At 62.8% G+C, this 13,642-nt stretch carries 17 protein-coding genes; 4 read left to right on the top strand and 13 right to left on the bottom strand.

Annotation, left to right across the window (positions count from 1 at the left end):
* Positions 1-56: 56 nt before the first annotated feature.
* The 4 genes from HMPREF3087_RS02985 to HMPREF3087_RS02970 are packed head-to-tail and all read right to left on the bottom strand — an operon-like array spanning position 57 to position 3,289.
* Positions 57-821: a phosphatase gene (locus HMPREF3087_RS02985; RefSeq protein ID WP_083271997.1), complete on the bottom strand. Its 765-nt coding sequence runs from the start codon at positions 819-821 to the stop codon at positions 57-59.
* The gene (locus tag HMPREF3087_RS02980) at positions 814-1,701 is read right to left on the bottom strand and encodes a TrmH family RNA methyltransferase (protein WP_176744997.1); all 888 of its coding nucleotides are present in this window, start codon (positions 1,699-1,701) and stop codon (positions 814-816) included. The genes HMPREF3087_RS02985 and HMPREF3087_RS02980 overlap by 8 nt, the downstream gene beginning before the upstream one ends.
* Complete coding sequence (locus HMPREF3087_RS02975) at positions 1,698-2,501, bottom strand: sulfite exporter TauE/SafE family protein (protein ID WP_070427992.1); 804 nt, start codon at positions 2,499-2,501, stop codon at positions 1,698-1,700. The genes HMPREF3087_RS02980 and HMPREF3087_RS02975 overlap by 4 nt, the downstream gene beginning before the upstream one ends.
* Positions 2,501-3,289, bottom strand: a complete 789-nt coding sequence (locus HMPREF3087_RS02970) for an ABC transporter ATP-binding protein (protein ID WP_019175040.1) — start codon at positions 3,287-3,289, stop codon at positions 2,501-2,503. Before HMPREF3087_RS02970 ends, HMPREF3087_RS02975 begins: the two co-directional genes overlap by 1 nt.
* Before the next feature lie 39 nt (positions 3,290-3,328).
* Between HMPREF3087_RS02970 and HMPREF3087_RS02965 the strand changes: the two genes are divergently transcribed.
* Both HMPREF3087_RS02965 and serB read left to right on the top strand, forming a co-directional pair.
* Positions 3,329-4,084 carry a hypothetical protein gene (locus HMPREF3087_RS02965; protein ID WP_070427991.1) on the top strand — a complete coding sequence of 252 codons (756 nt, stop codon included), beginning with the start codon at positions 3,329-3,331 and terminating at the stop codon, positions 4,082-4,084.
* A gap of 28 nt (positions 4,085-4,112) precedes the next feature.
* Complete coding sequence (gene serB, locus HMPREF3087_RS02960) at positions 4,113-4,904, top strand: phosphoserine phosphatase SerB (protein ID WP_070427990.1); 792 nt, start codon at positions 4,113-4,115, stop codon at positions 4,902-4,904.
* Positions 4,905-5,031: 127 nt separating this feature from the next.
* Here serB and HMPREF3087_RS02955 read toward each other — a convergent pair whose 3' ends face one another.
* From HMPREF3087_RS02955 to HMPREF3087_RS02945, 3 genes are read right to left on the bottom strand one after another with little or no spacing between them, the layout of a single operon-like run.
* Entirely contained in the window at positions 5,032-5,502 is a 471-nt protein-coding gene (locus HMPREF3087_RS02955) for a SixA phosphatase family protein (RefSeq protein ID WP_019175043.1), read from the bottom strand.
* 10 nt (positions 5,503-5,512) lie between these two features.
* Positions 5,513-6,271, bottom strand: a complete 759-nt coding sequence (gene fabI / locus HMPREF3087_RS02950; protein ID WP_061942899.1) for an enoyl-ACP reductase FabI — start codon at positions 6,269-6,271, stop codon at positions 5,513-5,515.
* A 26-nt stretch (positions 6,272-6,297) separates the two neighbouring features.
* A complete protein-coding gene (locus HMPREF3087_RS02945; protein WP_070423470.1) occupies positions 6,298-7,008 on the bottom strand; it encodes a beta-ketoacyl-ACP reductase in 711 nt (236 codons plus the stop codon).
* Between the two features lie 116 nt (positions 7,009-7,124).
* On the opposite strand from HMPREF3087_RS02945, the gene HMPREF3087_RS02940 reads away from it, so the two are divergent.
* Together HMPREF3087_RS02940 and HMPREF3087_RS02930 are read left to right on the top strand one after the other, a co-directional pair.
* A complete protein-coding gene (locus HMPREF3087_RS02940; RefSeq protein WP_070427989.1) occupies positions 7,125-7,484 on the top strand; it encodes a DUF3099 domain-containing protein in 360 nt (119 codons plus the stop codon).
* A gap of 202 nt (positions 7,485-7,686) precedes the next feature.
* On the top strand, positions 7,687-8,583 hold the full coding sequence (locus tag HMPREF3087_RS02930; RefSeq protein WP_062021310.1) for an SURF1 family cytochrome oxidase biogenesis protein: 897 nt from the start codon (positions 7,687-7,689) through the stop codon (positions 8,581-8,583).
* Between the two features lie 55 nt (positions 8,584-8,638).
* Here the strand turns inward: HMPREF3087_RS02930 and HMPREF3087_RS02925 are convergent, their stop codons facing one another.
* From HMPREF3087_RS02925 to sufD, 6 genes are all read right to left on the bottom strand, one after another.
* The gene (locus HMPREF3087_RS02925; RefSeq protein WP_070427987.1) at positions 8,639-10,240 is read right to left on the bottom strand and encodes an ABC-F family ATP-binding cassette domain-containing protein; all 1,602 of its coding nucleotides are present in this window, start codon (positions 10,238-10,240) and stop codon (positions 8,639-8,641) included.
* A complete protein-coding gene (locus HMPREF3087_RS02920) occupies positions 10,237-10,959 on the bottom strand; it encodes a ribonuclease H family protein (RefSeq protein WP_070427986.1) in 723 nt (240 codons plus the stop codon). Before HMPREF3087_RS02920 ends, HMPREF3087_RS02925 begins: the two co-directional genes overlap by 4 nt.
* 62 nt (positions 10,960-11,021) lie before the next feature.
* Positions 11,022-11,357 (bottom strand): metal-sulfur cluster assembly factor, encoded by a 336-nt coding sequence (locus HMPREF3087_RS02915; protein ID WP_019175051.1) that lies wholly within the window; start codon positions 11,355-11,357, stop codon positions 11,022-11,024.
* 18 nt (positions 11,358-11,375) lie between these two features.
* Complete coding sequence (gene sufC / locus HMPREF3087_RS02910; protein ID WP_061942908.1) at positions 11,376-12,131, bottom strand: Fe-S cluster assembly ATPase SufC; 756 nt, start codon at positions 12,129-12,131, stop codon at positions 11,376-11,378.
* Between the two features lie 11 nt (positions 12,132-12,142).
* Positions 12,143-12,463 carry a Rieske (2Fe-2S) protein gene (locus HMPREF3087_RS02905; RefSeq protein WP_019175053.1) on the bottom strand — a complete coding sequence of 107 codons (321 nt, stop codon included), beginning with the start codon at positions 12,461-12,463 and terminating at the stop codon, positions 12,143-12,145.
* Positions 12,460-13,611, bottom strand: coding sequence for a Fe-S cluster assembly protein SufD (gene sufD / locus HMPREF3087_RS02900; protein ID WP_070427985.1), 1,152 nt, complete (start codon positions 13,609-13,611; stop codon positions 12,460-12,462). Before sufD ends, HMPREF3087_RS02905 begins: the two co-directional genes overlap by 4 nt.
* Positions 13,612-13,642: the final 31 nt, after the last annotated feature.

Here is a 13,642-nt window from a genome sequence, read left to right as displayed (position 1 = left end):
GCAAAGCGAACCGAAGCGACGAGTGTGTCAGCGGTCCACGGTGTTTCAGGATTGCCTCACCGAGTCAGCCAGCGAATGAGCCCCGCGTAGTTGTACGGCGGAATGTTGTCATCCAGCGGCACACAGACTTCCACCTGCCCCTGAGCTTCGGCAACGAAGAGCGCCGGGTCGTTGCAGTCGGCGTAGCCCACGGTGCGCAGTCCCCTGCTGGCCGCTGCTCCTGCCCAGCCGTGGTCGGCAACCACGAGGTCGGGCATGGGCTGGCCCGCTTCTTCCAGTGCGTCAAGCAGAGCGTGCATGGGCTCTGCCAAGTGGGTGTGCGGCAGACCGCCGTGAATGTGCCAGTGCCACACACTGCCGATTTGGCGGACGTCCCCGCCCTCAGACTGCAGCGGAATGAACTGGTCCAGGCGCACAATGTCAGCACCCAACTGTTCAGCCCAGGCGGCCGTGGCTTCGTGAACCGGCAGCAGACCAGAAGGGTGGCCCGTGGCGAACAGGGTTCGCCCACCGCGTCCGGCGACTTCGGATACAGCAGCGCGCAGACGATCCAGCCCATCAAGGCACAGTTCAGTGGAGATCGTGTCAACGCCCTCCGTGTAATCGCGTTCCGAGCGGATACCGCAGCGGGCGACCATGACGTCGAACACGGACTCGTAATCCCAGTCCTGGGTGAGCGGCACACCGAAGTCGAAGTTGCGCTCCTGCGCCAAGAACCTCTGGATGTGCGACAGGTTGTTCTCTCGCGGAGTGGCGACTTCTCCCGTCACCCCGCCTTCAACCAGCGACTCGGCAGCGGCATCGCGCGTGATTTCAACCATCGGCATCCTCCTGGAGTGCAAAGACAGCCACAGCGGCTGCCGCGGCTACATTGAGCGAATCGATTCCGTGAGACATGGGAATGATGACGCAGGCATCGGCGGCTTCGATCGTCCGGCGGCTGAGCCCAGCGCCTTCCGTGCCCATGATCAGCGCAGTTTTGGCATGGCCGGCGCGGGCGAACTCGCGAACGCTGATCGCTCCGTCGCGCAGAGCGAGAGCCGCGGTCGTGAAGCCGTGTTCGCGCAGCAGGTCGATGCCTGCCGGCCAGGGGTCGATCCGCGCCCACGGCACCGAGAACACGGTGCCCATCGACACCCGGATCGACCGACGGTACAGGGGGTCGGCGCATCGTGGGCTGATGAGAACCGCATCGGCGCCCAGGGCGGCCGCAGAACGGAAGATCGCACCGACATTGGTGTGGTCGACAATGTCCTCCAGCACCACAATCCGCTCAGCCCGCCCAAGGATTCCCCTAAGCTTCGGCTGAGGTTTCCGTTCCATGGAGGCCAGGGCACCCCTGTGCAGGTGGAAACCGACGATTCTCTCGAGTTCTGCGGGTGTCCCCAGGATGATCGGAGCGTCTGATCCAGCCAGCTGCGGCGCGAGATCCTCCAGCCAGTTGGGCCGCAGAAGAAACGAACGCGCCGCGTAACCGGCCGCGAGAGCCCGCGTGACGATTTTGGAGGACTCTGCAATGAACAGGCCCTCGGCCGGTTCCCGCTTGCTGCGCAGCTGAACGTCCGTCAGGTCCGTGTAGTCCGCAAGCAGCGATTCGGGCGCGTGGGCGGAGCGGACGACACGGGATTCGTCGATTCCGTGAGCCCGGAGGATCTGCTGTATCTGCGCGTCGTCGATATCGCGTTTGGCCGGCGTGTTCACAGTTGGATGATGCGGAAGAAGGCAATGATGCTGAGGACGACGATGATGCCGCGCAACAGCGGGTCTGGCAGTTTCTGGGCGAACTTCGCTCCCGCGTATCCGCCGATGAGCGAACCGGCTGCCACCAGGAGCACGGCCGTCCAGTTGATCTTGTCGAAGCCGACGATCATGTAGATGATCGCCGCAACCGTGTTGACGCCGAGCACCAAAACGTTTTTGAAGCCGTTGATCTGCTGCAGCGAGTACGCCGTGAGCACACCCAGGAGACCGACGAGCAGAACACCCTGCGCGGCAGCGAAGTAGCCGCCGTAGATCGCGGTGAAGAAGATCGCGGCAAGGACTGCCGCCTTCATAGCGCTCGAGGCGTCTTCCGGCTTGGCCGGAGCTGTGCGGCCAGCTTTTGCGGCACGTTGGGCAAGCGCCTTCTTGAGGAAGGGCTGGCCGATCACCATGATGACCGCAAGCACGATCAGCACGGGAACGACAGCTTCAAAGGTCGTTGACGGCAGAACCACCAGCAACAGCGCGCCGACGATTGAACCGAGGATCGACGCGGGCAGCCAAGCGGCCACCTGTTTGCCGTAGCCGGCCATCTGCTTGCGGTAGCCGAAGGAGCTGGCCACATTGCCGGGGATAAGACCCAGTGCGTTGCTCATAGTCGCTGTCTGCGGTGGAACGCCGAAGGCGACGAGAGCTGGGAATGTGATGAGCGTGCCGGAGCCGACAGCAGCGTTGATTGCTCCGGCACCGAGGCCCGCCGCGAAGATGAGCAGGGCCTCGACGAGGGTGAATGAACCCATCAGCTCAGGCGTGCCTGCGCGTGGAAGCGCCCTTCGGTGACGGTGAGCTGGATGGGCAGGCCGAATGTCTCCGACAGGTTGGCTTCTGTGATGGTGTCCTTGATGTCGCCGGCTGCAACGACACCGCCTTCGCGGATGAGCAGAGCGTGCGTCATCGACTGCGGGATCTCTTCAACGTGGTGGGTCACCATGACGGTGGTCGGCGCGTACTTCGAGCCGATGATCTCAGTCAGTGCCTGCAGGAGCTCTTCGCGTCCACCCAGGTCAAGACCGGTTGCCGGTTCGTCCAGCAGCAGGAGTTCGGGGTCGGTCATGAGCGAACGGGCAATCTGCACGCGCTTCTTTTCGCCGTCTGACAGTGTGCCGAAACGGCGGGTGCCGAAGCCGGCGATGCCGAAGGCCGACAGGAGGTCATCAGCACGGTCGAGGTCGATCTCGTCGTACTCTTCGACCCAGCGGCCCAGCACGCCGTAGGCGGCGGTGAGCACGACATCGTGGACTTTTTCGCTGCCGGGAATCCGCTTTGCCAGCTGCGATGACGTGTAGCCGATCCGTGGGCGCAGCTCGAAGACGTCAACGCGTCCAAGGCGCTCCTCGAGGATGTCGACGGTGCCTTCCGTGGGATGCATGCGTCCGGCCGCAAGCTCCAAAAGGGTTGTCTTTCCGGCGCCGTTGGGGCCGAGAACAGCCCAGTGCTGACCTTCTTCAACCGTGAGGGAGAAATCAGAGAGGAGGTGGTTGGCTCCTCGGCGGACACCGACGTTGTCTAGCTGCAGGACAGTGCTCATGTATCAGACTCTAACGCACTGGCACCTATACTCGGGCGGATGAATCCCCTTTCTCCCGATGCTTCGGCTGTGTTCTTCGCCGCGGCGCTGCAGAGCCTGCTTTCCCAGCGCAGCTCACCGGACACGATTGTCGATGCCTACGCCTCGGCCAGCACCCCGGTTCCCCTCATCGTCGACGACCCAGTGTTCGGCTCTGACACGCCTCAGGGGCTTCTTCTGTGGGCCGCACAGCTGCGACGGGAGGGCATCGACTCGGCACACACCGTTTTCATCCACCCCACGCTTCCCCACCGGGTGCCGCGGACCGATCGGGAGCACCGGCGTCTGTTGGCCCGGGTCTCAAGTGTCACAGTCCTTGAACAGGCTGGTGTTTCGCGCGCCATCGTCGTGCTCAATGCCGACGGAGCCGCCCAGGTGATTCCCACTGCTGCCGTGTCTTCTGCTCCTCTGGGCACTGTTTCGGCTGCCGAGGCGGTGCGGGAGCTGCGCGAATGCACGATGGAGGGGCTGGCTCTTGTTGAACGGCTGGGAGACGAACTGCCGGAGAACCTCCGGCAGGCGCCGTGGCGAGACTGGCAGGCGGACATGGCGCTGGGCCGCCTGGCAGACAACATCGGGGACCTTCTGCCGGAGCCGAGGTGGGCGGCAAGTCTCGTCACAGCCTGCGAAATCCATTCACTGCTGTCACCGGTTTTGGCTCCCCACACCATGCAGCCGCCGGAATTCGGAGCGCTGCTGGCCCGCCTGCACGCTGCGGCAGCGGCCGTCGTGTGGTCTGTTACCCGAGCTCAGTAGACCGGATGCACTCACATAGAATCGCGGCATGGATCGACTGAGCATCATCACCGACGACGGCGGTCTCTTCGTACACTCGGATCTGTTTGACGAAGACGAACGCGATATCGTTGCCCGCGAACTGCTGGAGCAGTACCCCGGCGGCGATCTGTGGACCGTCCCGCTGCCGTTGGGCCTGCTGGGCCCGGAGCTTGTCGTGATGGACGTCGATTCGACCTTCATCAACGAAGAGGTCATTGAAAAGCTCGCAGCCCACGCCGGCCGCGAAGCCGAGGTGCGAGCCGTGACGGAGCGCGCGATGGCCGGTGAGCTCGACTTCGCCGAATCTCTCATTCACCGCGTCGAACAGCTGAACGGCGTGCCGGCCTCAGCACTTGACGAAGTCGCCGAGTCTGTCACCCTGACGCCGGGCGTGGAAAAGCTCGTTGCGAACCTGCACAATGCCGAATGCCACATCGCGCTGGTCTCTGGTGGCTTCACCGCGATCGTCGAGCAGATCGCCGGTCCCCTCGGCATTGACGATGTCACCGCCAACGGCCTGGAGATCGTCGACGGTGCTCTCACCGGCAGGGTCAGCGGGCCGATTGTCGACAGGCAGACGAAAGCCCGCCGACTTCTGGAAATCGTTGAAGACGAAGGGCTCGACATTGCCCGCACCGTGGCGATCGGCGATGGCGCAAACGACATCGACATGATTGAAACCGCCGGCTTCGGAATCGCCTTCTGTGCCAAGCCGGCACTCGTGGAACACGCGGATGCCCAGCTGCGCACCCGACGCCTTGACGCGGTCTACCCCGGGCTTACGGGCATGAGCCTCTAACCGATTCGACCTTCGCACCGCTGAGCAGAGGCCAACACAGATGAGGCGGTGAGCACCTAGCTTGGAGTGCTCACCGCCTCGTCTGTCTATATGCAGTCGATCTCAAACCGCTGTCATGCCTGCTGATTCACGCCCTTTGGACGAAATCGCGGATCTGCGGTTGAGGGAGGATTCCTGCCGCATCATCCCAGCTGTCGAACTCGAATACTGCGATAGAGCTGGGGCGGAACTTCTCAACCGGACGGCCGGAGAACTCGGCCACGGCATCGGCGACCGTGGGGTTGTGGCCCACGATGATCGCAGCCTGTGACTCCGCCGGAATCGTCGCTACAGCTTCCCGCCAGTCCAGCACCTGCGCCTGGTACAGAGCGTCATCCAGGCGGAGCTCAGGCTGAGCGTTCAGCTGTTCGATGATGAGCTGCGCGGTTTCCGCTGTGCGCCGCGCGCTCGAAGCGATGGCACTGTCGATCGGCAGATCCGCAAGAAATTCACCAGCCCTGCGGGCTTCGTCGCGCCCCTCCCCAGTCAGCGGACGGTCGTAGTCCGGACCGGGTTCGTGCGAAGCGTGCGCGTGGCGGGCGAAGATCAGAATCGGCATGGCCCCACCCTCAGGATCCGGTCGAGTGCAGGCCGCCGTCGACGTGGATCATCGAACCGGTGGTCTTGGGGAACCAGTCGGACAGCAGGGCGACGATGCCGCGGCCTGCCGGTTCCGTGTCGCTCTGATCCCAGCCGAGTGGTGCGCGGTCGCCCCACACGTCTTCGAAAGCCTCGAAGCCGGGGATGGACTTCGCCGCGGTCGTCTTGAGCGGGCCTGCCGAAATGAGGTTGACGCGGATGTCGTGCTCACCCAGGTAGCGGGCCAGGTAGCGGCTGGTGGATTCAAGGGCAGCCTTGGACACACCCATCCAGTCGTATGCGGGCCAGGCAACAGTTGCATCGAACGTCAGACCGACAATCGATGCTCCCTTGTTGAGCACCGGCTGAGCTGCCACGGCAATGGCCTTGAGCGAGTACGCCGACACGTGGAGCGCGTTTGACACCGACTCCCACGGGGTGTCGAGGAAAACACCGCCGAGTGCGTCCTTCGGGGCGAAGGCGATTGCGTGGACAATGCCGTCGATGTTTCCGCCCAGACGTTCGGGCAGCGCCGCGAGGTCGTCTTCGTTGGTTGCGTCGAGTTCGATGACTTCGGCGGGCTTCGGCAGACGTTCAGCGATGATCGAGGTGATCTTCATCTGGCGGCCGAAGGAGGACAGGATGACTTCGGCACCCTGTTCCTGGGCCAGGCGGGCCGCCGAAAAGGCGATAGACGATTCGGTGAGCACACCCGTGACGAGGATGCGCTTGCCTTCAAGAATTCCCATGGTGTTCCTTTCTTAGGATTCTGCTGTCAGTGGCCCATGCCCAGGCCGCCGTCGACCGGAATGACGGCGCCGGAGATATAGGCGGCATCGTCCGATGCGAGCCAGGCGACGACGCCCGCAACCTCTTCGGGAAGGGCGAAGCGCTTAGCCGGGATGGTGTCGAGGTATTCCTTCTGCTGCTTCTCGGGCAGTTCGTCCGTCATGTCCGTCTTGATGAAGCCGGGAGCTACGACGTTTGCGGTGATGCCGCGCGCACCGAGTTCGCGGGTGAGTGAACGTGCCATGCCCACGAGTCCGGCCTTAGCCGCCGAATAGTTGAACTGGCCGGGCACGCCGTAAAGACCGGAAACGGAGGAGATGAAGATGATGCGGCCGAACCGCGAGCGGATCATGTTGGTGATGCCCGGCTTGACGGTGCGGTACACGCCGGTGAGGTTGGTGTCGATGACCTGCTCGAAGTCCTCTTCCGACATGCGCATCAGCAGGTTGTCGCGCGTGATGCCGGCATTGGCCACAACGACGTCAACCGTGCCCAGCTCCTTTTCAATGGCCTCGTAGGCCGCTTCGAGCGACGCGAGGTCCGTGACGTCTGCGGCGACTGCGAAAGCTCCTTCGGGAGCATCGCCGTTGCGCGAGGTGACGGCGACCTTGTCGCCCTGGGCGAGGAAACGTTCGGCGATCGTGCGACCGATGCCGCGGTTTCCGCCGGTTACAAGAACAACACGGGGTTCAGCCACGCTGATCCTTTCAGTCTGAAGTCAATCTCTCCCAACCTAGCCTAAAGCCCAGTGGGGCGTGGCTGCACAACAAAGGAGCGATATGCTTTTGTAGTCCGTTTGAAAGGTGGGGAAACGTGAAGAGCAGGCCCGCGGTCAGCATCACCTCGGCCAGCGAATCTCACGAAGCTGATCTCAACGCCCGCACCCGCAAATACCTGATTCTCATGGCCATTCGCATGGTCTGCTTTGTCGGTGCGGTCTTTGCACACGGCTGGTTTCGCTGGACGCTCGTCGCCGGCGCCGTTGTTCTGCCCTGGATCGCAGTTCTCATAGCCAACGCGGTCAAGCGCCGCTACCAGCAAACCGACGCCGAGCCGTCCGTGCCGACGGCCGCCTCGCTCGGCTCACCGAGCGAACGAAGCCAACCGGACCACTCTGATTTCGACGATCCGATCATCATCGACGGCGAAATCGTGGAGGGCGACGATGACTGACCTGCAGTGCTCAGCCAAAGGCTGCCCAGCATTGGCGTCGTGGGCGCTCCTGTGGAACAACCCGAAACTGCACTCGGACGAACGCCGCAAAGTGTGGCTCGCCTGCAGTCTGCATCGAGAAACCCTCGAAGAATTCCTCACACTTCGATCATTTCTGCGTGAAACTGTGCCCGCAGATCGTATCCCCCCAGGAGCTGGATAAGTGCGCTACGGATTCATCTTCTCCGCAAAATGGCTTCGCTACATCGCCATTGCGATCATCTTCGCCATTGCCTGTGCGCTTTTGGCCAACTGGCAGAACAGCCGCCGGGAAGCCCGAAACGCTGAAATCCAGCGCATCGAAGCCAACTACAGTGCCCAACCACAGCAGCTGGACGCCGCGGTGCCATCGGCATCGGATCAACTGCCGGATGACGACGACTGGAAACACGTGACCGTCACCGGAACCTACGACGCTGAGCGCACGGTACTGGCGCGCAACAGGCCCTTAAGCGGCCAACCCGGCTACTTCGTCGTGACACCCCTGAATACCGAAGCCGGTCCTGTTGCGGTTGTGCGCGGCTGGACCGCCAGCTCCAGCGATCCGGATCCGAGCAGCGTCCCCGCTCCCCCTTCTGGCACCGTCACGGTTGACGGTTGGATCCGCCCGGCAGAAGAAGGCGATGCCGACGACAACACACCCGGCACCGTCAAGCAGCTCGACCCGAAGGTCATGAACGGCTACGAGGGCGGCTACACGGGTCTGTACCTCCAGGTGGGCTCCGAAAACCCGCAGGCGCAACAGTCCCTGCAGACGCTGCCGAAGCCGTCTGTCGACCCGGGTTCCCACCTGTCCTACACGATGCAGTGGATTCTGTTCGGCCTCATGGCCCTCGGCGCTCTCATCGTCGCGCTGGTGCGGGAGCGCAAAGCAATTGCAGAAGGCAAGACCGAAGAGAACACCGACTACGTTGTCCTGGAAAAGGCAGCTATCGCCCACGGAGTGCGGGCGTCAGGAAGTCGCTACGGCGACGGCCGACGCCGTGTGAAGTCAGGTCGCCGCGACCGTTCGGCAGAAGACGACGAGGACGCCGCATTGGATTCTCAGGGCTGGGGCTGAAGCAAGCTGCTCGGCCGAACACAGGCCCAAGCGCACCCAGCCGCGCAAGGGCGACTCAGGCCAGCTCGACAAGCTCCAGGTAGTCGTCGCTCCACAGGTCTTCGTCTGCGTCAGGCAGGAGAAGCACCCGGTCGGGGTTAAGAGCCTCAACTGCGCCCGCATCGTGTGTCACCAGCAGAATCGCACCCTCGTAGCGCTCAATGGCTGAGAGGATCTCAACCCTCGACTGGGGGTCGAGGTTGTTTGTCGGTTCGTCAAGAAGAAGCACGTTTGCTGAGGACACCACGAGGCACGCAAGGGCCAGGCGGGTCTTCTCACCACCGGAGAGCACACTGGCGGGTTTATCGACATCGTCGCCGGAGAACAGGAACGAACCGAGCACGGTGCGCACCTTCGTGTCGTCAAACGAGTCTGGTGCGGCTGACTGCATGTTCTCCAGAACCGTCCGGTCGAGGTCCAGAGTGTCGTGTTCCTGCGCAAAATAGCCGAGCTTAAGACCGTGCCCGGCCACGACTTCGCCGCTGTCGGGCTCTTCGACACCAGCCAGAAGCCGCAGAAGGGTTGTCTTGCCGGCGCCGTTGAAGCCGAGAATGACCACGCGCGTCCCCCGGTCAACAGCGAGGTCAACACCCGTGAATACCTCTGTTGAACCGTAGGCCTTGGACAAGCCCTTGGCTTCAAGCGGTACTCGGCCGCACTTGGCCGGTTCGGGGAACCTGAGGTCTGCGACCTTTTCGCGCTGCCTCTCGCCCTGTGTGCCGGCCAGCAGGCGGTCGGCGCGCTTGGCCATGTTCTGCGCGGCGACGGTCTTTGTGGCTTTCGCGCGCATCTTGTCGGCCTGGGCGTGCAGGGCCGCCGCTTTCTTTTCAGCGTTGGCGCGTTCGCGCCTCCTGCGCCGCTCATCGTCTTCGCGCTGTTTGAGGTACTGGCGATAGCCCATCGAGTAGATGTCAATGCACTGACGCGTGGCGTCAAGGAAGAACACCTTGTTGACAACCTCGTCGATCAAATCGAGGTCGTGCGAAATGATAATGAGCCCGCCGGGGTATTTGGCGAGGTAGTCGCGCAGCCACAGAACGCTTTCGGCATCCAGGTGGTTGGTCGGTTCGTCCAAGATCATGGTCTTCGGCGCTTCGAACAGGATGCGGGCAAGCTCCACTCTGCGCCGCTGACCACCGGACAGAGTCTCAAGCTCCTGTTTCAAAAGCTCAGCGTCCAGCCCCAAATTAGCTGCGATCGCAAGGGCTTCGGACTCTGCCGCGTAGCCTCCGGCCGCGATGAACTCGTCTTCAATCCGGGGGTACTTGTCGATTGCCTTCGATGCAGTGTCCGGGTCTGGCGAGGACATCTGCTCTTCGGTCCGGCGCAGACGTTTGGCGAGCACATCGAGCTCACGTCCTGCCAGGATCCTCTCTTTGCCCGTCATGCGGAGGTTGCCGGTCCTCGGGTCCTGCGGCAGATAGCCGACCGAACCAGACCGGAACACCTGTCCGGCACTCGGCGGCACCTCGTCCATGAGCACTTTCGTCAAGGTTGTCTTGCCCGCGCCATTGCGCCCGACCAGGCCAACCCGGTCGCCCTTTTCCACCCGGAAGGTGACATCGGACATGAGCACGCGTGCTCCGACGGTGATTTCAAGACCGGAAGCGGCGATCATCCACGGACCGCCTTCTCAACGAGGCCCGCCAGGTAGTCCTGCGGGCGGACGCCCTCGCTGCGTGCCTGTTCAGCAATTGCGGAGGCGATGTCCCGCGGGACATCGGCCCAGATGCGCACGGTGTCTTCGGCTGATTCTTCCGAGGCCGGGCTGCCGGCTGCAGAGGCGCCTGCTGCCGAGGTGCCTTCTGGGGAGTTCTCTTCTGCCCGGGTATCGGCGGGCTTGCGGGTGTCTCCGACAGTTCCCGCAAAACCGGGACCGCTGTCGGGTTCCGTGCCGTTCTGGTATGCGCCGGCAGCGGCGCGGGCGAGGTCGTCAGCCCTTTCGTTCATCTGGTGATCTGCGTGGCCCTTCACCCATTCGTAGGTAATGGAACGGCCCGCAGACTTGGCGGCAGACATGAGTTCGTCCAGCTGCTTCATCAGATCGTCGTTGAGCACGGGCTTGCCGTCGGCCTTTTTCCATCCGCGCTTCTTCCACCCGGCCATCCACTTGGTGATGGAGTTGATAGCGTACTGCGAATCGCACAGAACGTGAACATCCGAACCGGAATCCTCAACGGCCCGCAGCAGTTCGATGACAGCCTGCAGCTCTCCGCGGTTGTTCGTCGCTTTGGGCCACCCACCCGAGGCCCACTGGTCCTCGCTGATGTACCAGGCCCACCCGGCGGGGCCGGGATTGCCAAGAGCGGAACCGTCAACGGCGGCGATGATCGTCACAGAACTCCTAGAAATAAGTGTGGGGGCGGGTAGATTCTACCCGCCCCCAAAACATCAGATGATCAGATGTTGAAGCCCAAAGCGCGCATCTGCATGCGGCCGTCTTCCGTGATCTTCTCGGGACCCCACGGCGGCATCCAGATCCAGTTAAGGCGGAATGCCGGGACGATCCCGTCGAGAGCCTGGGCAATCTGGTCCTCGATGACGTCGCTCAGCGGGCACGCCGCCGAGGTCAGGGTGATGTCGATGACAGCAGTGCCGTCTTCTTCGACAACAACCCCGTAGACGAGCCCGAGGTCGACGACGTTGACGCCGAGTTCCGGGTCGACGACGTCAAGGAGCGCTTCTGTGACTTCTTCTGCCGAGGCGTTGCTCGGCGAGTCGATGACTTCGGTCACACTGTCCTCCTTGTTGGATCAGGCGTTCTGGAAGAAGCGGTCGTAGCCTTCGTTCTCCAGACGCTCGGCCAGTTCCGGGCCACCCTCTTCGACGATCTTGCCGTCGACGATCACATGCACGAAGTCCGGCTTGATGTACTGCAGGATGCGCGTGTAGTGGGTGATGAGCAGGATGCCGACGTCCGTGTTCTCCTTGGCGCGGTTAACGCCTTCGGACACGATGCGCAGGGCGTCGACGTCCAGACCGGAGTCGGTTTCGTCGAGGATCGCAAAACGCGGCTTGAGCAGCTCCATCTGGAGGATTTCATGGCGCTTCTTTTCACCGCCGGAGAATCCTTCGTTGACGTTGCGGGTGGCAAACGCCGGGTCAACGCGCAGCTTCTCCATTGCTTCGCCCAGTTCCTTCGACCAGGTGCGCAGCTTCGGCGCCTCGCCGTCGATGGCGGTCTTGGCCGAGCGCAGGAAGTTTGTGACGGTCACGCCGGGAACTTCCACGGGGTACTGCATTGCGAGGAACAGGCCGGCCTTGGCGCGTTCGTCGGCTTCCATTTCGGTGATGTCTTCACCGTCGAGCTCAATCGTGCCCGAGGTGATGGTGTAGGCGGGGTGGCCAGCCAGAGCGTAGGCCAGGGTCGACTTACCCGAGCCGTTGGGGCCCATAACGGTGTGGGTCTTCTTCGAGTTGATGTCGAGAGACAGGCCCTTGAGGATCTCCTTGGGGCCTTCGTCGGTTTCTACGCTGACGTGGAGGTCGCGGATAGAGAGAATGGACATGTTTCCTGCTTTCAGTGCGTCGAGTTTATGTCTACGAAGATCGTGCCGTCGCGCTCTTCGGCGGCGTAGACGGCGACTGGCTCAAAAGCCGGCGGTGACTGCGGCTCGCCCGTTGTGAGGTCGAAGGCCGAGCCGTGCAGCCAGCATTCGATCGAACAGCCCGAGACTTCGCCTTCGGCAAGCGATACTTCGCCGTGCGTGCAGACGTCGTTGACGGCGTGGACCGCACCGTCTTCCGTGCGCGCAATGCACACTTCGACGTCGTCGATCACCACGCGGACGGCGGTGCCGACTGCGAGCTCGTCCGATTTCAGTGCCGGCTTGCCGCTCATTCGGCCATGCTCCGGGCGAGCTCTTCTTCGATCTTCTGGTTGAGGACGTCTTCGACTTCCTCGTTTTCGATCTTCTGGATGATTTCGTTGAAGAAGCCGCGCACCACAAGGCGGCGTGCTTCGTCTTCGGGAATGCCGCGGCTCATGAGGTAGAACAGGTGCTCTTCGTCGAACTGTCCGGTCGACGATGCGTGACCGGCACCTTCGATTTCGCCGGTTTCGATTTCCAGGTTCGGAACCGAGTCGGCGCGTGCACCCTTGCTCAGCAGCAGGTTGCGGTTCATTTCGTAGGTGTCGATGCCAAGGGCCTCGGGGCGGATGAGCACATCGCCAATCCAGACGGTGCGCGCGTCCTTGCCGTAGAGGGCGCCCTTGTAGAGCACGTTCGACACGGCCTTCGGGGTGTTGTGGTCCACGTAGGTGCGGTGTTCGAAGTGCTGTCCGGCATCGGCAAAGTACAGGCCGTACATTTCGGCTTCCCCGCCGGGTGCGGAGTAGCGGACGTTGGTGTTCAGACGCACGATCTTTCCGCCGAGCGTGATCTGCACGTGCTTGAAGTACGCGTCCTTGCCGACGACAGCATCGTGCTGCGCGGCGTGCAGGGCGGTGTCGTCCCACAGCTGCAGTTCGATGAAGTCGACGTTTGCGCCGTCGCCCACAACGGTCGTGATGAGCTCGCTGTAGTCGACAGCGCCCTTGTGGGTGACGATGAAGTCGACGTGGGCATTGTCGCCGACGGTCACGAGGGTGTGGCCGTGGACGAGGCCGCCTTCACCCGTGAGGTCGATGCGAACAGGTTCGCTGATTTCAGCGCCGGCTTCCACCGAGTAGTGGGTGACGGCTTCAGCCTGGTTTGCGGCAACGACAGCCGGGAGGTCTTCCGGTGCCACGGCGCCGAGTTCACGAGCACGCTCCAGCGTGATCCTCTCGACGGTGACGCCTTCGGGCAACGTCTCTTCACGGCCCAGCGAACCGCTTCCGGACTGGTTCTGAAGAAGCGCGTCAAGCTTCTTGACCGGGCTGAAGCGCCATTCTTCTTCCCGGCCGGTTACCGCCGGGAAATCGGCAATGTCGAAGCTGCGCGTACGCTGCGAACGAGTGGTGGCAGGCACCTGCTTGGAAGCGGTGCTGCTCGAGGTCTGGGTCATTTCTCTCCTTTGACAGTCGGCGTGGTCTTCG

The organism is Brevibacterium sp. HMSC22B09 (assembly GCF_001806795.1).
Classification (GTDB): Bacteria; Actinomycetota; Actinomycetes; order Actinomycetales; family Brevibacteriaceae; genus Brevibacterium; species Brevibacterium ravenspurgense.
Note: the sequence above shows the minus strand (reverse complement) of the source record. Positions and strands in the feature narration are given on the sequence as shown.